Genomic DNA, 18,468 nt, shown 5'->3' with positions numbered 1-18,468 from the left:
ATCGGGTAAGAAGCCGGCTTTGTCTGATGGGTTCAGATGAAGCCGGTTTTGCTTCATTGATATATGAATAAGGGAGGTTTTCCATGCCACGTTACAAATATAAGGCAAAGGACATGGAAGGAAATGTTTATAAAGGCGTCATGGAGGCGGCGGATGAACGTGTCCTTCTTAAGGTACTGCGCGATAAAGGCCTATACTGCTTTGAATGCCGCGGCCTGGATTCAGGCATGGCCCTGCGTCCGGCCAAGATAAAACATAAGCTTCTTCCTCCGCTGTGCAGACAGCTGTCAGCCATGCTGGCGGCGGGCGTTCCGCTGTCCCGTGCCCTGGCAGTCAGCTACGAATCCGCACAGGATGGCCCGCTCAGGGATAATCTGATGAGGCTGAGGGAGAGCATACATAAAGGGTGTACTTTGTTTGAAGCCATGGAGGGGATGCCGGGTGTATTCCCCAACCTTTTGGTCTATATGATACAGACTGGGGAGTCCAGCGGAAAATTGGACGTAATGCTGGGCACCATGGCTGAGTATTATGACCGTGAAGAGGAAATGAATGGAAAGGTACGCGCAGCCATGACTTATCCGGTCATTTTGTTGGGCGTTACCATCGTGTCATCGGTTTTCATGCTGACAACGGTCCTGCCCCAGTTTGCATCCATGATGAAAGAACAGGAACTTCCCCTGCTGACACGTGTACTTATGAGCGCAAGCCTTGGCTTGAGAAATCACGGGATGCTGTGTCTGTTGCTGCTATTGGTTTTATTTGCCCTGTCCATGGGAGTTCTTATGATTCCTCGGGTCCGGTTAAAAGCTGACCGGGCTGTCCTATGTATCCCAATAATCGGAACATTATTAAAAACAGTTGAAACATCGCGTTTTGCATCTACCTTTGCAGTGCTTTACGGGAGCGGCGTAGGGATACTGGAAGCAATTCATGCCACGGGACGGGTCATGGGCAATTCCTATGTGGAACAATGTCTGGAACAGGCTGCGGATGGTCTGAAAAGAGGTGAGATGCTTTCACAGGTCTTAGCCGGTCTGGATATATTCCATCCGGTGCTTATTTCCATGGTGGTGGCCGGCGAGGAATCAGGCGCCCTTGACAAGGTGCTTGGGGATGCAGGCGGTTATTACCAAAGGGAAGCAGGCAGGGCCCTGGGCCAGATGGTTGCCCTTCTGGAGCCTGCCATGATCCTTTTGATGGCATTGATTGTGGGTTCCATTGTCATGGCGGTCATGATACCTGTTTTTCATATGTACTCGTCCATGCTTTAAGAGTAAACAAATGCCGTTGGGGACGGCGGAATGGAGAACCAGGATGAAACATTACATATGTGTGGAAGAACACGTGATAACATATATCTGCGGTACATATAAGGCGCCGGGCCGCGGTGGAGGCCGCGGAACGATTGTTGTACAGGAGGCGCAAAGCGATTCTTCCGGCAGGGGTCCTGAGGGGATATTTGCAGGATGGGCGGCCCAATACGGTCTGGAAGGAAAGCGGATCGTGCTGGTTATGGGGCGCGGGGTTTCCTTCCTGGGCTTCAGACTCCCAAAGGCCGGAAAGCGGGCGCTCCGGCGCATGGCATATAATGAACTGATGGCCGGCGGCAGATGCGGCACGGACTGTCTGACGGCAGTGGATATACAGAAGGTTTCCGGTGAACCCCATGTTGGGGCCACGGTATATTATATGGAAAGGAAAGAGCTTGAACCGTATGTCAAAGCCATGGAGCGGGCAGGTATGATATATGGCGGAACCCTTCTGGTGCCGGACTGCGCGGCTGTGGCCAGCCGGATGATGTGCAGGCGCCGTTCCAGCCTTATCATTGATGTGGAAAAGGAAGGACTTGGGCTGTATGCGGTTGCCGGAGGACACTGCCTGTCATGGATAAGCAGTCCGCTGAAAGCCGGATATTTCTGTGAGCGGGGTGCCAAAGAGGTCCTGTATGATGAAATCGCGGAACAGGCGGCCCGTATACGCCAACAACTGGAAGATGACAAGAGGGTGTTCAGGCCGGAGTACGCCGTACTGGTGGGAAACTGCTTTTCCCATATGGATGGTGCAGCGGCATGTCTGAAGGAGCGTCTGGACATGCCGTGTGAAAGCGTGGTGATGGACGTATCCGGAAAGGATGTGAGGGTGACGCCCGGCGCATTGGCAGCGGCTGCAGCCGGAAGCCTGTCAGGTAAGGGGCCATTAAAGCTTTCCCCAGGGCCGGACGGTGAGGATAGAGGGCTGCTTTCAGGGATATACGGGGTGGTATCAGGAAAAAGCCTGCTGTTCCTGCTGGCCAACCTTGTATTGGCGGCAGGGCTATCCGGATATGTGGGATTAAAGCGCGCCCAGGTGACAGGGGAGCTGGACCGGATCCGGGCAGTCATGTCAGATGCAGGCTTCAGGGAACAATATGAGGCGTCCTGTAAACTGGAACGTGAAGTTTCGGAAATGGCTGCACAGATGGCTGAGGAGGAATCCTTAAAGAGCGCTTCGTCCGGCTTTCTGGACAGGACTGACTTTGAGGCGTTTGCAGCAGCCATGGAAGCGGATATGGATGTGGAGTCCCTTGTCTATGAAAAGGAAGCGGCAATCATGGAGATGACCATATCCCAGGGCAATCCTGGACAGGTCCCGTCTCTTGTGGAACGTATCAGGGATTCGGGCGTGTTCCGTTCTGTGAGCCACAGCAACTGGGAGCAGGAAGAGGACAATGACGCGGTGCGCATCCACGCATCAATCCGCGCAGTCCTCAAAGAGGAGGCGCAGGATGAAGAGAAGTAAAAGGGAACGCTTCCTCTTGGGGCTTTTAATGTTGGTCAGCATATGGGCGCTGGCATTGAAGTGTTTTATCCTTCCCGGACAAGGCCGTCTGGCGGAAGCCAGGGAACATCTGAGGACGGTTAAGGAGGAACAGTCAAAGGCAGAGCTGTACCTGAAGCATTACCCGGATTTAAGGGAGCGGCTTGAGGAGCTGAAGGAAGAAGAGGGTGGGGAATTTTTCTACCGGGATATTGACGATGTGTTTATGGACCGGAACATTCAGGAACTGGCGGGACGTGCCGGCGTGGGGATTGTGCGCCTGGACATCGGGACGCCTGTACCGGTGGGCTCAAGGGTGGGACACAGGGATATGGAGGACGCGGGCCATGTATCCGGAGCAGGCGCTAAAGCGGATGGGAATGCCGTGGAAGCTTCCTCCGGTATGGGGAACACAGCGGACATGAACGGTGCGGCAGGCTCCTCTGGGTCCGGTATCGTGGATTATACGGCAGATGCGCAGAGGACGGACAGTATGTCAGATACAGGGGATGGGTCCGGTTTGAGAAGAAAATATATGGTATCTACGGTCACATTGGAAGTAAAGTGCGCGGATGTGGGGAATATGATGGAATTTGCAGACGCCATATACCGGAATGATAAAAGCCTTGTAATCAGCTATATTGATCTGGCGGCATCGGACGGGAGGAACGGCAGCGGTGCGGCCGGAGGCAGCGGCATGGCCGGAGACAGCGGGATAGCCGGAGGCAGCGGTATGACCGGAGGCAGCGGCGCGGCCGGAGACAGCGGTATGGCTGGCGCCGGAGGTTTAAGCGGGATTGTGGAGGTCAGGTATTATTATGAAAAGACAAAATAGGGCGAAAGGGCAGGAGGGCTTTTCAATGATTGAGGTAATCACGGCCACAGCCCTTCTGGCAGTAACTGTATCCGGTTTCCTGATGATGTCCGGTGCCAATGCGGCACTTCTGGCAAAGGAGCACAGGATGGGCCGGATGAATTATGAGCTTAGTTCCATGTCCGGGGCAGGGGCGGGAGAGGCAACAGGCAATACCCTGGTGGTGGAGTTTTACATGGAAAATGAATCAGGCGACGGAGACTATACAGCGGTAGAATCCTTTGATGAATTCAGGGTAAGCACGGCACCGGAGGATATTGGCGGCTCCATGACATTTTACAGGCACAGGTAAAAGGCGGTAGGAAAATTGAATGGAAGAAATGTAAGGGATGGGTGTCAGGGATTTACGCTTTTAGAGTTGGTGGCGGCCCTTTCAATCACGGCGGTGATTGGTGTATTTGCAGCAGGCTTCCTGCATCCGCAGGTCAAGCTTTATTATGGATTTGACAGACTGGCCAAGGCAGAGGGCATGTGCGGTCAGGCGTATACAAAACTGGAGGGATTGCTGAGATACGGTTATATGTATCATGTGGAGCCCGGCTATCCGGAAACACTGGCATATTATGTGCGGGAGCCGGGAACGCCCAATCCATCCTGTGATGTGGGCGGGATTACCTATGAAAAGCTGCCGCCGGTCTCCGGCTGGGCCCATATTTCTGCGGATGACCTGGATGTGGATACATTTGACGGGATGACTTTGGAACTTGATTTTGACGGAACACAAGCCAGGAAGGCAAAAGTGCTGATCCGTATCATGAAGGATGAGGAAACGGTTTATGAACAGGAAGCAGTCATACACTCCATGTATGAATATCAGGTGGAAGAGGGGGAGACGGCATGGGCGGCAATAGGAGCAGCCGTCCTGGAAAACGCGGTGAGCAGGGCAGCAGCCTGATATATGTGATTCTGTCCATTACCCTGCTGTCTGTGTTTTCCTGCGGTTATATGGCGATTTCCAGATATCAGATGAAATCTGTCCTGACAGAAAGAACGTATATGGAGGCGCAGATAACGGCCAAGACCATACACAGCACCTTCTGCGAGGCAGTGTCCAGCGGGAATTCCCAGGCAATCAACAGCATCTGGCAGTGCTTTGAGGAGGACTGCCGCATGGTCCGTGAGGAATATGATGAAATGATGGACAGCCAGGAGGATGGAGGCGGGGAAGGCGATATCCCCGAAGAGGCCATGGAAGGGGACACGCAGGTGTACGGCGATGGGGAAGAAGACGGATCTGTATACGGTGAAGATGGTCATGCCGGGGATCTGGAGCCGGAAGACCGGTGGGAACGGTATCTTTACCATGCCCTGGGAGACAAGGAATATGTGATGAAGGGTTCCCGGTCCCTGGCGGACGGCAGCCTGGAAGTGGAAATCTCATTAGCGGCAAAACCCCTGGACGAGAAAGCCAGTGTACATACGGAAGTGGTCTGCAACGGGTATGCATTTTCCCTGGGAGCAGATATCGTGTTTGACAACAGCGACGGCGCGGTCATGACCATTGGGCGGGACATATCCAGCAGATCCAGGCGGTCCAATGGGAATGTGGAAATCTATCTAAGCGGTAATGGGGTCTATCGGTATTATGAGGATTAAAACCATACCTTATGGAAGGAACAGACCCATGTACCAGGTCATGATTTCCCTGTACCATAGTCCGAAGGCAATCAGGGATATGGCAAAGAACGGGACCATTGGAATCCTGGTCCTGCCGTTTACCCGTCCCCTTATCAGCGGGATGAGGCACCAGAGTCCGGCCAGGACGTAGGCTGCAAGGAGGGCTGCCATTCCTGCTTTAACGCCCAGAAGCAGACCGCTGGAGGCCATGAGCTTTACATCACCCAGGCCAATCCCGCCCTTGGTGAGCATACGCAGCACTGCCAGGAAACCGCCGCACATGGCTGCGCCGGCCATACGGCTCAGGATATCAGGCAGGGGAAGGATCATCAGGGAAGCTGCCGCCAGGATAAGGATGGAAAGGCTGATCCCATCCGGGATGTACATATGCCGGGCATCAATCCAGGCGCCCACGGTCAGCAGTGAGCCAAAGAGACACATGATGACAGCGGCGGCTCCCGGACCCTTAGCCAGACAGCACAGGAAGAACAGCAGGGCGGTGCCTGCCTCCACCAAAGGATACTGGATGGATATGGGTTTCCCGCAGAACCGGCATTTCCCTCCCAGGAACAGGAAAGACAGGACGGGCACCATGTCGAACGGGTAAAGCTGTCTTTTACAGGCAGGGCAGTGCGAACGCCCTGTGACAAAGCTTTGGCCTTCGGGTATCCGCAGGATGCAGACATTCAGGAAACTTCCGATTATAATGCCGCATATTCCATATAAGGCTGGGTAGAAGAAATCCATTACAATCACCCCGATCATGTAGATTATCCCGGATATCATATGGATCCGGATTGCAGTTCATTTCAGTCAGTATACCATTTCAGAGAGAAGGAGACAACCAGTGCCATACAAAATGAACATAGAAGAATTGCTGGTAGAACACGGATACCTGACCAGGAGCCAGTTGGAGCGGGCCATGTACTTTAAGGAACAGGAACCCGGGAAAACAGCAGAGCAGATCCTTGTGGACCTGGGTTATGTGACCGAGGAAGCTGTTATGGAATGCGCTGCGGTCCGGGACCATCTGCAGGTGACGGACCTGGATTCCTATAAAATTGACCTGAAGGCAGCGGACATGGTTTCCCCTGGATTTGCAGGGCATAACCGGATCATTCCCATTGATTTTGAAGAAAGCAGGCTGGTGGTAGCTGCCTCCTATCCCATTGACATGGATGTCATTGACGAGACCGCAACCCTTACCGGCATGGAGGTCAAGGTGGTCCTTGGGTCATCCGCGGCAGTGGGACGGGCCATTGACAGGACGTATGAAAATACCTCAGGCAGTAATCATGGATTCATGAACCGCGCGTTTGGCACATCCGGGGCAGGCATCACGGATAACCGTAACCGCCAGATGGAGCTGGTCCTGAAGGAAAGGGTGGAAGGCGCGCCCGTGGTGCGCATGGTCAACGCCATCATTGAGGAAGCCTATAACAGAAATGCCAGCGATATCCATGTGGAGCCGGGAAATCATGAACTTGTAATCCGGATGAGAATCAATGGGGACCTGATTGTCCATACTACTTTAGAGATGGAATACCACCGTCCCATGATAACCAGGCTGAAGCTGATGGCAGGCATGGATATTGCAGAAAAGAGGCTGCCTCAGGACGGTAAGTACCATTATGAACGGGCGGATGTGTCCACGGACCTGAGGATTTCCACCCTGCCCTCTGTTTTCGGGGAAAAGGTGGTTTTGAGGCTGTTAGGCAATGACAGGGATAACTCACTGATGGATGTGAGCCGTCTTGGGATGACCGAGGCACAGCGCGAGATATTTGAGCGGATCCTCAAGGTTCCCCATGGAATCGTGCTGGTGACAGGACCCACCGGCAGCGGCAAGACCACAACCCTGTACGCGGTGCTCAGCCGTATCATTAAAAAGAAGATTAATGTGGTTACTGTGGAAGACCCGGTGGAGAAGGTGCTTGAGGGAATGACCCAGGTACAGGTCAATCCTAAGTCAGGCCTTACCTTTGCCACTGCCCTGCGCTCCATCCTGAGGCAGGACCCGGATGTGATCATGGTTGGCGAGATGAGGGACGAAGAAACCGTATCCATCGGCGTAAGGGCCGCCATAACCGGACATCTGGTGTTTTCCACCCTTCATACCAATGACTGCGCCTCCACCATAAACAGGCTGCGCAACATGGGCGTGGCTCCCTATATGGTGGCAGCGGCATTATCCGGGATCGTGGCACAGAGGCTGGTGAAGGTGCTGTGTCCCATGTGCTGCCGGGAATATGAACCGGATGAGAGGGAGCGCGGCCTGCTGGAGGGTCTGGGAGCCGGAAAGGTGGATAAACTGTGGAAGGCCTCTGGCTGTCCGTGCTGTAATGGGACCGGATACAGCCGGAGGAAAGCGGTTTATGAACTGATGGAGGTGGATGAGGAGGTGAAGTTCATGATAACTGATAATGTGCTGCCAAAGGAAATCAGGACGTACCAGAAGAAAAGGGGATTCCGGTCCCTGAAGGAGAATGTGGTGCAGATGGCAATCCACGGGGAAACCAGTATGGAAGAGGCTGAAAAAATACTTTATTCCGCGGAATAATACTTATATACTACAAAAGAAAAGAGGGAACATAAGAATGAAAAAAGCAGACCAAAAGGGAAAGAACCGCAGCAGGGATGGATTTACCCTCATAGAGCTGATCTGTGTCATTGCCATACTCGGCATCCTGGTTGCGCTTGCGGTGCCATCCTACCGCGGGCTTCAGGACAAATCAGCCAGTCAGGTAGCCATATCCAATGCCAGGTCCAACTACACCCTGGGAAAGGCACAGCAGGACATGATTGATGCGGGCGCCATGAAGGAAAATGAGAAACAGGAGTATAACTATACCAGGAATCCGGACGGAACCGATTCCGCGTTCTGGGAAGGCGAGATAAACGGCAGGACCTATAAGGCTGTTTATCCGGGCAGCACCGGGGATGGCGAGATTGTGTCGGGAACTGGAAAATGATCCGTATCTGTGGTACAATTAACCATGATTGGCTGGAGGATGAACGGGAAGGAAACATGAAAATGAAGCATAAGAAAACGCGTTTGGGATGCCGGGGCTTCACCATGGTGGAACTGATCGTGGTGGTTGCAATCCTGGCCATACTGCTGGCTTTTGCCGTGCCCCACATGACAGGTTATATTAAGGCCGCCCACTACACCACCGCCCATGCAGAAGCAAAGCTGGCCGCGGATGCGGTACAGCGTTATCTGACCGATGAGCATGAAAAAGGAACGCTGAACGGCAAAACCATACATAACCTTATGGGCGTGGCGCTGGACAGTCCCAACAGCCCGCTTAAGGATTATATTACCGGAGGCCAGAAAGGCGCAGTCATCAGGTCTGTTAGGGCAGATGCCAGCGAAGGGCGTCTGAATAACATCATATATGATACGGAGTACAGTGAGAAGGCAGTGCTGGTAACATACGATAAAGACGGAAACGTCACGCTTGAGGATGTGAGCAAGGATTTTGATTGGTCAAATCAGTAAGACAGAAGCGGTAAGAGAGGGTATCCTATGGAAGTAATCTTGAACACGGCGCTGATGATATGGGGATGGCTGCTGGAGCATCTTTTGTACATCAACCTTGTATTTTCAATCATTATCATATTTTTTCAGCGGCGGGATCCCAGAAGCGTGTGGACCTGGCTTCTGGCCCTGTACTTTATCCCTGTGTTCGGTATCATCTTCTACCTTCTGTTCGGGCAGGACTTAAAGAAAAGCAGGATGTTCAAGGTAAAGGAAATCAGCGACAGGCTTAATGTACCCATTAAGAGCCAGGAGGAGATCATACGCTCGGATGACATGCCTGAGGAGATGATGGACCCCATGACCAGGGATTTTAAAAGCCTGATCCTCTATAACCTGGAAACCTCGGGTTCCGTGCTGACGGTGAACAACAAGGTGCAGATATTCACGGACGGGCAGGAGAAGTTCGAATCCCTGAGGAATGAGATGCGCCAGGCCAGACGGTTCATCCACATCCAGTACTATATCATTAAAAATGACGAGCTGTTTGATTCCATCGTGCCGATCCTGCTGGAGAAGGTAAAGGAGGGCGTGGAGGTCCGGATTCTCTGCGATGGTATGGGCGGCAGGTTCATGCCGAAAAAACTTTGGGAAAAGATGGAAAAAGCAGGGATTAAGGTGGGGGTGTTCTTCCCTCCCTTCCTGGGATGGCTTAACCTGCGTGTGAACTATAGGAACCATAGGAAAATCGTTGTGATTGACGGCCATACCGGTTTTGTGGGAGGCTTTAATATTGGGCGGGAGTACATTTCCAAGGATCCCAAATTCGGTTACTGGCGGGATACCCATCTGCGCATTGACGGGGAGGCTGCCATCAGCCTGCAGATCCGGTTTGCCCTGGACTGGAATTATGCCACCGGTGAGAACCTCTTTAAGGAGGCAAGGTATTTTGGGGATGAGGCAGAGTACATCACCCGCCGCCTAAGGGGTGAATGGACGCCTGTGTGGCCTGATCCGGAACGGGTCAATGAACTGGTGTCCATGCAGATCATAACCAGCGGCCCGGACACCAATGAGCCGCATATAAGGAATAATTACCTGGAGCTGTTCCACAAGGCCAAGCACCATATCTATATCCAGACCCCTTACTTCATCCCGGACGACGCAATTCTTTCAGCGCTAAAGATTGCGGCGCTCTCAGGCGTGGATGTACGTCTCATGATACCGTGCAAGCCGGACCACCCCTTTGTGTACTGGGCCACCTGTTCCTATGCGGGAGAGCTTCTGGACTATGGGGCCAGGGTGTATATATATGAAAATGGGTTCCTTCACTCCAAGGGAATCATGGTGGACGGCAGGGTCAGCTGTTATGGAACGGCCAACATGGATATACGGAGCTTTGAACTGAACTTTGAGGTCAATGCCACGATTTACGATGAGGAAGTCACAGGCGAACTGGAGGAGGCGTTCATGGGCGACCTTCCCCATTGCCGGGAGATTACAAGGGAGGATTACAGGGAAAGAGGCATGTGGATGCGCATCAAGGAACAGTCCAGCCGCCTGCTCTCCCCGCTTCTGTGACAAAAGCCGCCAGGAATGGGAAGCCAGGCATTGGGAAAGTTCTGGAAAAATGGTTCCGGGCGAATAAAAGCACAGACCGGTTTTCATACTAATGGCTATGAGAGTGCAGACAGAAGGAACCAATCACACAAAAAGCCGGAAGGAAAACCGGGACAACAGAATGACGGAACTGCTGATGAATTTCTGCCGGTGCGGCATTGCAGGGTGGTGTCTGGAGGTAATGTTCACATCCGTGGACTCCATCATGGCAGGGGACTGGACCCTGATGGGCCAGACTTCCCTGCTCATGTTCCCCATCTATGGGATGGGCGCCCTGCTGTTTCCAATCAGCCGCTTCATAGACAGCTGGCTTACGGGCCTGCCGGGCTTTGAGGACAGGGATGGGGACAGGATGTCCCGTATAGGGCGGATGATACGGCACGGGCTTATCTACATGGTGCTGATATTCATTGCGGAATATGTGGCAGGAACCTGGCTTACAAGCCTTGGGATCTGCCCGTGGGATTACTCGGCATGGCCGGACAATGTGGGCGGCGTCATCCGCCTTAAGTTCGCGCCCCTGTGGTTTGGGACCGGGCTGTTATTTGAATATTTGACCAGTACAGGGCACCGGGGTGCCGGACAGACGAGCGGTTATTAAATATCAAACCTGGATGGAAGGTATTGTATTTAATCCGCTCTTTTTATATAATAAAATGAAATAGTCCGGGTTTTGCACCCGGACGCCAAAATATATACAGGGATTAAAGGAGACAGGGAATGATACGGATAATTATGGTGGCACTGACCGTGGTGCTGTTCCTGATTTTCAGCATGCCGCTATTGGGCATCCTGGGAGCGCGGGATAAGAAAGACCCGGAAGGCGCACAGATTAAGAGCCTGCATATTGTACAGGGAGTATTCAGGTTCATACTCAGGCTGGCGGGGGTTACATATGAGGTGCAGGGCCTGGAGAACATACCGGCGGACCGGGCGGTCCTGTATGTGGGAAATCACAGAAGTTATTTTGATATCCTTGTGGGATATGTGACCGTACCCGGACTGACCGGGTTTGTTGCCAAAAAGGAGATGCTTAAGATACCCCTTCTCAGGGACTGGATGCACAGGGTGAACTGCCTGTTCCTTGACAGGGTGAATATCAAAGAAGGCTTAAAGACCATACTGGAAGGCATTGAGAAGGTAAAATCCGGCATATCCATCTGGATATTCCCGGAAGGCACGCGCAATGAGAATAAGGATATGACAGAACTTCTCCCGTTCCATGAGGGCAGCCTTAAGATTGCCCAGAAAAGCGGCTGTCCGGTAATCCCTGTAGCCATAACCGGGACTGCCCGGATATTCGAGGACCATCTTCCGTTCATAAAGCCCAGCCATGTGGTCATCCGGTACGGGGAACCCATTGATATAAAGGAGCTTCCTCCGGAGGCAAGGAAATTTCCGGGAGCATATACAAGGGATGTGATATCAGGCATGCTTAAGGATATGTCTGAAGGACAGGAATAAGGAACATTAGGGCGCAGGAAGCGCGCTTTGGAACAGGAGTGTATTAGATACCATGGAGAATCTGGATTTACAGGAAATCAGGGGACAGCTGGATGGGATTGATTCACAGCTGGTAGAATTATTTGAGAGAAGGATGAAGCTGTGCGGGGACGTGGCGGAGTATAAGATTGGAACAGGCAAGGCCGTGTATGACGCGGCAAGGGAGAAGGAAAAATTAGGGACCGTGACCGGTATGGCCCATGGGGACTTTAACAGGCAGGGCGTTTACGAACTGTTTTCACAGATTATGACCATCAGCCGCAGGCTGCAGTATGGTATCCTGGCAGGGCATGGGCAGTGCCTGGATACCGGGTTCACCATGGTGCAGGAACTGAAGCGGGATCATTCCAGGATTGTGTACCAGGGCGTGGAGGGGGCCTACAGCCATGCGGCTGCCCTTCAGTACTTTGGGGATGACGCGGATGTATATCATGTGCCCAGCTTTGAGGATGCCATGGTGGAAGTGGAAGAAGGCCGGGCGGATTACGCAGTCCTACCCATTGAGAATTCCTCCGCAGGGGCTGTCAGCGGCAACTATGATAATCTGGTCATGCACAACCTGTATATTGTTGCCGAGACCCAGGTCTCTGTCAACCACGCCCTTCTGGGACTTAAGGGGGCGGTCCTTTCAGACATCAAAAGGGTGTATTCCCATCCCCAGGCGCTGATGCAGTGTTCCAGGTACCTGAATGCCAACAGGCAGTGGACCCAGTTCAGCGTGGAGAACACGGCAGGCGCTGCCAAGAAGATATTGGAGGACCAGGACATTGCCCAGGCAGCGGTGGCCAGTGAGACAGCGGGAAGGCTTTACGGGCTCCAGGTCCTTGAGCGGGGCATCAATCACGATAAGGACAACACCACCCGGTTCATCATCCTGTCTAAATCCCCTGTTTACAGAAAGGACGCAGGTAAGGTGAGCATCTGCTTTGAAGGTTTACATAAAAGCGGCTCCCTGTATAACATGCTGGGGAACCTGATTTATAACAATGTGAACATGCTGATGATTGAATCCCGCCCCATTGTGGGACGAAGCTGGGAGTACAGGTTTTTTGTGGATGTGGAGGGTTCCCTGGGAGATGCGGCCATACAGAATGCATTAAAGGGGATTTCAGAGGAAGCCGTAAGCATGCGGATCCTTGGCAATTATTAGGGAGGTGTGACGGATATGGACATAAATGAATTAATCATATACAGGAATCTGGAATATCAGGAGCTGTTTCAGGACATGGCCTGCCTTATGGGATATGCGGACAGCGGCAGCCGGCCGGATGCATTCCACTGCGCAGGACAGCTGGTTGAACTGGCTGTGAACTATGGGTTTGAGGGGAATCTCTGGCACTGTTTCCTGGCCTTCTGTCTGGCAAATAATGAAAATGCCTACACAACTTCCTGTGAAATCACGGGAGCCGCAGGCGGTTCCCTGGACCGTCTGGCCAGGGAGGATTTTAAGATTTTCAAGGCATTGTTTGATTATGACATCCACGACCTTGCGCCTGCCGGGGTATGGGACCAGCTGGCCAGCTATGAGTCCGGTCAAAAGGGCAGCCGCGTGTTCAATAAGAGGATCAGGGACCGCATCGTGAGCCTGGCGGTCAATCTTAAGGAATCCGCGGATGTGGAGGAATTCCAGGACCATGTGGAAGAATTCTACCGGGAGTTCGGAGTAGGGAAATTCGGCCTTAATAAGGCGTTCAGGATAGTGGAAAAGGATGGGGGACAGGTTGTTGTCATTGACCCGATCATCAATGTGGAGCACGTGTATTTTGATAATATCGTGGGGTACCAGCTGCAGAAACAGAAGCTGATTGAGAACACGGAAGCATTTGTGGAAGGCAGGGAGGCCAACAACGTGCTGCTGTTCGGCGACGCGGGAACCGGCAAGTCCTCAAGCGTCAAGGCGGTGCTCAATGAATATTACAGCAGGGGACTGCGTATCATTGAGGTATATAAGCATCAGTTTAAGGCGCTTTCCGATGTGCTGGAACAGATTAAGGACAGGAATTACAAGTTCATCATTTATATGGACGACCTTTCCTTTGAAGACTATGAGCTGGAGTACAAGTATCTGAAGGCAATCCTGGAAGGCGGGCTTGGCAAGCGCCCGGACAATGTGCTGATTTACGCCACATCCAACCGACGCCATCTGATACGTGAAAAGTTCAGCGACAAGAGGGAGCTGGACGACGAGCTTCACAACAATGATACGGTGCAGGAGAAACTGTCCCTGGCATCCCGTTTTGGCGTGACCATATACTTTGGGTCCCCGGACAAGAGGGAATTTGAGACAATCGTAAAGGCATTGGCAGACCGCTATCATCTTGATATGCCGGAACAGGAGCTTTATGCAGAGGCCAATAAGTGGGAACTGAGCCACGGCGGCCTGTCAGGCCGTACCGCGGCCCAGTTCATCACCCATCTTCTCGGGCGGAGATAGCAGGCCATGGCGGGTTTTACATGGATTTTACAGGGGTTTTACATGGTATACATGTAAAAGTTTGACGACACGTTTATAATAGCGGTCAAAAGGAGTGATAAAGGTGGCTATTCGGACATTTGCGGCAATTGACGTGGGCTCATTCGAGCTGGAAATGGGCATCTATGAGATGTCATATAAAACGGGAATCCGGCGTGTGGATCATATCCGCCACGTAATTGCCCTTGGCAAGGATACGTACAGCGGGGGCAAAATCAGCTATGGCCTTGTGGAGGAGATGTGTCAGGTCCTGGGGGAGTTTGCCCAGATCATGAAGGCATACAGGGTCAAGGACTACAGGGCCTATGCCACCAGCGCCATGAGGGAAGCCCGCAACAACCAGATCATCCTGGACCAGATCCGGGTGAGGACAGGGCTTACCGTGCGCATCATCAGCAACTCAGAGCAGCGTTTTATCAGCTATAAGGCCATTGCTGCCAAGGCCGGTGAGTTTAATAAAATCATACAAAAAGGGACTGCCATTGTGGACGTTGGTTTCGGCAGCGCCCAGCTGTCCCTGTTTGACAAGGATTCTCTGGTGACCACTCAGAACCTTCCTCTTGGCACCCTGCGTGTGCGCGGCCTTCTGGCCAACATCCCGGCAACCGTGGCAGAGCACCGGGAGCACATTGAGGAGATTGTGGACAATGAGCTTTTCACCTTCCGCAAGATGTATCTGAAGGACCGGGAAATCAACAACCTTATCGGAATCGGGGAGAACATCCTCTATATCATCAACCGCATGGACCTGAAGGCGTACGGGGACCGGATTGACGCGGCTGCCATGAACCGGTTTTATGAGCGGCTGTGCCAGATGACCACGGATCAGATTGAGGAGAAATTCGGTGTGAACAGCGAATATGCCTCCCTGCTCCTTCCAAGCGTGGTGGTGTATAAACGCATCCTGGAACTGACCGGGGCAGATATGTTCTGGGTGCCGGGAATCCGCCTGTGCGACGGCATTGCTGCTGAATATGCCCAGGCCAACAAGCTGGTCAGGTTCAGCCATAACTTTGAGAACGATATCCTGGCCGCGTCCAGGAACATGGCCAAGCGTTATAAGTGCCACACCAGCCACAACCAGGTGCTGGAACAATATGCCCTGGGAATTTTTGACAGCATGAAGAAATATCATGGGCTTGGAGCCAGGGAAAGACTGCTTTTGCAGATATCCGTGCTTCTTCACGCCTGCGGCAAATTCATCAGCATCAAGAACTCCAACGAATGCTCCTACAACATCATCATGTCCACGGAAATCATTGGTCTCAGCCATCTGGAGAGGGAAATCATTGCCAATGTGGTCCGGTACAACATAAGGGACTTCGACTATGACAAGGTCCAGCTGGAGACCCAGATCCACCAGGAGGATATGCCGGGTTACAGCCGCAACGCAATCACCATCCTTATCGCAAAGCTGACCGCCATCCTGCGCCTGGCCAATTCCATGGACAGAAGCCACCGCGGAAAACTGGCGGACTGTCGTATGGCGGTCAGGGACAATGAGCTGATCATCACAACAGGATATCAGGGCAACATGGCATTGGAGACAGCCTCCTTTGAGCAGAAGGCGGATTTCTTTGAAGAGATATTTGGTGTAAGACCTGTGTTAAAGCAGAAGAGGAGGGTGTAATCATGGCAGATCCGGTTGGAAAGCAGCAGTCTGCAAAACAGACTGTAAAAGAGACAGCCAAAGAGGTGTCCAAGCAGGCTGTGAAGGCCAAGGCCGAAACCTCTAAGGCAAAGGCAGAAGTTTTAAAGGCAGAGAAGGTTAAGGCAGAAGCTTCAAAGGCAGAAGGCACAAAGGCCGTAAAGCTTAAGGTGGAGAATCCAAAGACGGAGGCGCTGAGGATTGAAAAAGCAAAGACTGTGAAGACTGTAAATGAAAAGCCTGCAGAACCTACCGTGGATTTTGCGGCTGACCCTAATAATTATGTTAACCGTGAACTGAGCTGGCTTGAATTTAACTACCGGGTGCTGAGCGAGGCAAGGGACAAAAGCCTTCCTCTTTTTGAACGCCTCAAATTCTTAAGCATCACGGCCTCAAACCTGGATGAATTTTACATGGTGCGCGTTGCCTCCTTAAAGGACATGGTGCATGCAAAATACACCAAGCCCGACATTGCAGGACTGACGCCCCAGGAGCAGCTGGATAAAATAAGTGAGAAGACACATCAGCTGGTAGAAATGCAGTATTCCACCTATAACCGGTCCCTCCTGCCCGCCCTTAAGGCAAACGGGCTCAGGGTCATCATAGAACATGAGGACCTGACGGAAAAGGAAGCTGCATTTGCAGATGAATATTTTAAGAAAAATGTTTATCCCGTGCTGACGCCCATGGCATTTGACTCTTCCAGGCCATTTCCCTTAATCCGAAATAAGACGCTGAACATTGCCGCGCTTCTGAGAAAGAAAAAAACGGACGGGACAGATGACGAGCTGGAGTTTGCCATGGTGCAGGTGCCGTCCGTCATTCCAAGGATAGTGGAACTTCCAAGGGAAGTGGTGGAAGATGGCGTGGAACAGCGCGTGGTCATTCTTCTGGAAGAGATAATTGAGCGGAACATGCCATCCCTGTTCCTGAACTATGATATCGTGGTTTCCCACCCGTTCCGTATCATGAGGAATGCGGATCTGACCATTGACGAGGAAGAGGCGGTGGACCTTCTGGAGGAAATCCAGAAGCAGCTTAAGAAACGCCAGTGGGGCGAGGCCATCCGCCTGGAGATTGAGGACAATGTTGACAAAAGGCTGTTAAAAATCCTTAGGAAGGAGCTATCCATCAACAGCCAGGATATATTCGGAATCAATGGTCCGCTGGATCTGACCTTCCTTATGAAAATGTATGGACTGGAAGGTTTTGATTTGTTTAAGACATCCAGATACGTTCCCCAGCCCGTACCGGCCCTGATGAATGAAGATGATATATTCACCAACATCCGGAAAGGGGATATCCTGCTCCACCACCCATACCAGAGCTTTGACCCGGTGGTAAACTTTGTGCGCAGTGCGGCCAGGGACCCGGAGGTGCTGGCAATCAAACAGACCCTTTACCGTGTCAGCGGCAATTCCCCAATCATTGCAGCGCTGGCTGAGGCAGCTGACAACGGCAAACAGGTATCCGTACTGGTGGAACTGAAGGCAAGGTTTGATGAGGAAAATAACATCAACTGGGCTAAGATGCTTGAGAAAGCCGGCTGCCATGTCATCTATGGCCTGGTGGGGCTTAAGACCCACAGCAAGATTACCCTTGTGGTACGCATGGAAGAGGACGGAATAAGGCGGTACGTCCATCTCGGGACCGGCAATTATAATGATTCAACCGCAAAGCTCTATACGGACTGCGGAATCCTTACCTGCGACCCTCAGATAGGAGAGGATGCGACTGCTGTATTTAATATGCTGTCCGGATATTCAGAGCCCCTTGCATGGAATAAGCTTTCCGTAGCCCCCCTTTGGCTTCGGGGAAGGTTCCTGCGCATGATCCGCAGGGAAGCAGAGCATGCCAGGAACGGCAAGCCAGCCCACATCATGGCCAAGATGAACTCCCTGTGCGACAAGGAAATCATAACCGCCCTGTACGAAGCATCCTGTGCAGGCGTCAAGATAGAAATGATAATCCGCGGCATCTGCTGCCTGAAAGCAGGTGTTCCCGGTTTAAGCGAGAATATATCGGTCCGTTCCATTGTGGGCAATTTCCTGGAGCACAGCCGGATTTTCTACTTCCTTAATGACGCAAGTCCCGAGGTCTACATGGGCAGCGCGGACTGGATGCCCCGTAACCTGGACCGCCGTGTGGAAATCATGTTCCCGGTAGAAAACCAGAAATTAAAGGAACAGGTCATACGTATCCTGAAGGTTGAACTGGAGGACAATGTAAAAGCCCATATCCTCCAGCCGGACGGCACCTATGAGAAAGAAGACAAACGGGGCAAGGTCCTGGTAAACTCCCAGGAACAGTTCTGCCGGGAGGCCGTCATGATGGCAAAGGAGTTCCGGGTGGATGACTTATCCAGGGCCAGGGTGTTTACGCCGATTGAGAGCGGCGGGGGGGAATGAATGGTTTAGGGGTGAGGTGGATTTTGGGGGTTACGCCCGCGGAGG

The 18,468-nt window shown here is 52.4% G+C and carries 17 protein-coding genes; 16 read left to right on the top strand and 1 reads right to left on the bottom strand.

The annotated features are described in order from the left end of the window. Positions 1-83: 83 nt before the first annotated feature. Genes DWX59_RS21600 through DWX59_RS21575 form a run of 6 tightly spaced genes read left to right on the top strand, consistent with a single transcriptional unit; the run spans position 84 to position 5,269 of the window. Complete coding sequence (locus tag DWX59_RS21600; RefSeq protein WP_117561247.1) at positions 84-1,274, top strand: type II secretion system F family protein; 1,191 nt, start codon at positions 84-86, stop codon at positions 1,272-1,274. Between the two features lie 43 nt (positions 1,275-1,317). Next, positions 1,318-2,781 (top strand): hypothetical protein, encoded by a 1,464-nt coding sequence (locus DWX59_RS21595; protein WP_117561245.1) that lies wholly within the window; start codon positions 1,318-1,320, stop codon positions 2,779-2,781. Beyond that, positions 2,768-3,634 (top strand): hypothetical protein, encoded by an 867-nt coding sequence (locus DWX59_RS21590; protein ID WP_117561243.1) that lies wholly within the window; start codon positions 2,768-2,770, stop codon positions 3,632-3,634. The genes DWX59_RS21595 and DWX59_RS21590 overlap by 14 nt, the downstream gene beginning before the upstream one ends. Then, on the top strand, positions 3,618-3,965 hold the full coding sequence (locus DWX59_RS21585; protein ID WP_117561241.1) for a type IV pilus modification PilV family protein: 348 nt from the start codon (positions 3,618-3,620) through the stop codon (positions 3,963-3,965). The genes DWX59_RS21590 and DWX59_RS21585 overlap by 17 nt, the downstream gene beginning before the upstream one ends. A 15-nt stretch (positions 3,966-3,980) precedes the next feature. Continuing rightward, on the top strand, positions 3,981-4,568 hold the full coding sequence (locus DWX59_RS21580) for a type II secretion system protein (protein ID WP_117561239.1): 588 nt from the start codon (positions 3,981-3,983) through the stop codon (positions 4,566-4,568). Continuing rightward, a complete protein-coding gene (locus tag DWX59_RS21575; RefSeq protein WP_117561237.1) occupies positions 4,511-5,269 on the top strand; it encodes a hypothetical protein in 759 nt (252 codons plus the stop codon). Before DWX59_RS21580 ends, DWX59_RS21575 begins: the two co-directional genes overlap by 58 nt. Positions 5,270-5,278: 9 nt before the next feature. Here DWX59_RS21575 and DWX59_RS21570 read toward each other — a convergent pair whose 3' ends face one another. After that, entirely contained in the window at positions 5,279-6,076 is a 798-nt protein-coding gene (locus DWX59_RS21570; RefSeq protein ID WP_235845132.1) for a prepilin peptidase, read from the bottom strand. Between the two features lie 61 nt (positions 6,077-6,137). On the opposite strand from DWX59_RS21570, the gene DWX59_RS21565 reads away from it, so the two are divergent. From DWX59_RS21565 to DWX59_RS21520, 10 genes are all read left to right on the top strand, one after another. Then, on the top strand, positions 6,138-7,850 hold the full coding sequence (locus tag DWX59_RS21565) for a GspE/PulE family protein (RefSeq protein WP_117561234.1): 1,713 nt from the start codon (positions 6,138-6,140) through the stop codon (positions 7,848-7,850). Positions 7,851-7,887: 37 nt separating this feature from the next. Next, positions 7,888-8,262, top strand: a complete 375-nt coding sequence (locus DWX59_RS21560) for a prepilin-type N-terminal cleavage/methylation domain-containing protein (protein ID WP_117561231.1) — start codon at positions 7,888-7,890, stop codon at positions 8,260-8,262. Positions 8,263-8,324: 62 nt separating this feature from the next. Beyond that, complete coding sequence (locus DWX59_RS21555; RefSeq protein WP_117561386.1) at positions 8,325-8,792, top strand: prepilin-type N-terminal cleavage/methylation domain-containing protein; 468 nt, start codon at positions 8,325-8,327, stop codon at positions 8,790-8,792. A gap of 27 nt (positions 8,793-8,819) precedes the next feature. After that, the gene (gene cls, locus DWX59_RS21550) at positions 8,820-10,352 is read left to right on the top strand and encodes a cardiolipin synthase (RefSeq protein ID WP_117561229.1); all 1,533 of its coding nucleotides are present in this window, start codon (positions 8,820-8,822) and stop codon (positions 10,350-10,352) included. A gap of 91 nt (positions 10,353-10,443) precedes the next feature. Beyond that, positions 10,444-10,992: a putative ABC transporter permease gene (locus tag DWX59_RS21545; RefSeq protein ID WP_117561227.1), complete on the top strand. Its 549-nt coding sequence runs from the start codon at positions 10,444-10,446 to the stop codon at positions 10,990-10,992. 119 nt (positions 10,993-11,111) lie between these two features. After that, positions 11,112-11,855, top strand: coding sequence for a lysophospholipid acyltransferase family protein (locus DWX59_RS21540; protein ID WP_117561225.1), 744 nt, complete (start codon positions 11,112-11,114; stop codon positions 11,853-11,855). Between the two features lie 52 nt (positions 11,856-11,907). Next, positions 11,908-13,044, top strand: a complete 1,137-nt coding sequence (locus DWX59_RS21535; RefSeq protein WP_117561223.1) for a bifunctional chorismate mutase/prephenate dehydratase — start codon at positions 11,908-11,910, stop codon at positions 13,042-13,044. A gap of 15 nt (positions 13,045-13,059) precedes the next feature. Next, complete coding sequence (locus DWX59_RS21530; RefSeq protein WP_117561221.1) at positions 13,060-14,328, top strand: ATP-binding protein; 1,269 nt, start codon at positions 13,060-13,062, stop codon at positions 14,326-14,328. A 103-nt stretch (positions 14,329-14,431) separates the two neighbouring features. Then, positions 14,432-15,997 (top strand): Ppx/GppA phosphatase family protein, encoded by a 1,566-nt coding sequence (locus tag DWX59_RS21525; protein ID WP_117561218.1) that lies wholly within the window; start codon positions 14,432-14,434, stop codon positions 15,995-15,997. A 2-nt stretch (positions 15,998-15,999) separates the two neighbouring features. Continuing rightward, positions 16,000-18,423 (top strand): RNA degradosome polyphosphate kinase, encoded by a 2,424-nt coding sequence (locus DWX59_RS21520; protein WP_117561215.1) that lies wholly within the window; start codon positions 16,000-16,002, stop codon positions 18,421-18,423. Positions 18,424-18,468 lie beyond the last annotated feature (45 nt).

Origin of the sequence: Enterocloster aldenensis, assembly GCF_003434055.1 — a bacterium.
Classification (GTDB): Bacteria; Bacillota; Clostridia; order Lachnospirales; family Lachnospiraceae; genus Enterocloster; species Enterocloster aldenensis.
The sequence above is the reverse complement of the archived record's forward strand: the minus strand, read 5'-3'. Positions and strand labels throughout refer to the sequence as shown.

Coding starts and splice junctions, on each gene's coding strand:
- DWX59_RS21575 (WP_117561237.1), top strand. CDS start 4,511: ATGGGCGGCAATAGGAGCAGCCGTCCTGGAAAACGCGGTGAGCAGGGC.
- DWX59_RS21585 (WP_117561241.1), top strand. CDS start 3,618: ATGAAAAGACAAAATAGGGCGAAAGGGCAGGAGGGCTTTTCAATGATT.
- DWX59_RS21560 (WP_117561231.1), top strand. CDS start 7,888: ATGAAAAAAGCAGACCAAAAGGGAAAGAACCGCAGCAGGGATGGATTT.
- DWX59_RS21520 (WP_117561215.1), top strand. CDS start 16,000: ATGGCAGATCCGGTTGGAAAGCAGCAGTCTGCAAAACAGACTGTAAAA.
- DWX59_RS21595 (WP_117561245.1), top strand. CDS start 1,318: ATGAAACATTACATATGTGTGGAAGAACACGTGATAACATATATCTGC.
- DWX59_RS21535 (WP_117561223.1), top strand. CDS start 11,908: ATGGAGAATCTGGATTTACAGGAAATCAGGGGACAGCTGGATGGGATT.
- DWX59_RS21555 (WP_117561386.1), top strand. CDS start 8,325: ATGAAGCATAAGAAAACGCGTTTGGGATGCCGGGGCTTCACCATGGTG.
- DWX59_RS21540 (WP_117561225.1), top strand. CDS start 11,112: ATGATACGGATAATTATGGTGGCACTGACCGTGGTGCTGTTCCTGATT.
- DWX59_RS21530 (WP_117561221.1), top strand. CDS start 13,060: ATGGACATAAATGAATTAATCATATACAGGAATCTGGAATATCAGGAG.
- cls (WP_117561229.1), top strand. CDS start 8,820: ATGGAAGTAATCTTGAACACGGCGCTGATGATATGGGGATGGCTGCTG.
- DWX59_RS21590 (WP_117561243.1), top strand. CDS start 2,768: ATGAAGAGAAGTAAAAGGGAACGCTTCCTCTTGGGGCTTTTAATGTTG.
- DWX59_RS21545 (WP_117561227.1), top strand. CDS start 10,444: ATGGCTATGAGAGTGCAGACAGAAGGAACCAATCACACAAAAAGCCGG.
- DWX59_RS21600 (WP_117561247.1), top strand. CDS start 84: ATGCCACGTTACAAATATAAGGCAAAGGACATGGAAGGAAATGTTTAT.
- DWX59_RS21570 (WP_235845132.1), bottom strand. CDS start 6,076: ATGATATCCGGGATAATCTACATGATCGGGGTGATTGTAATGGATTTC.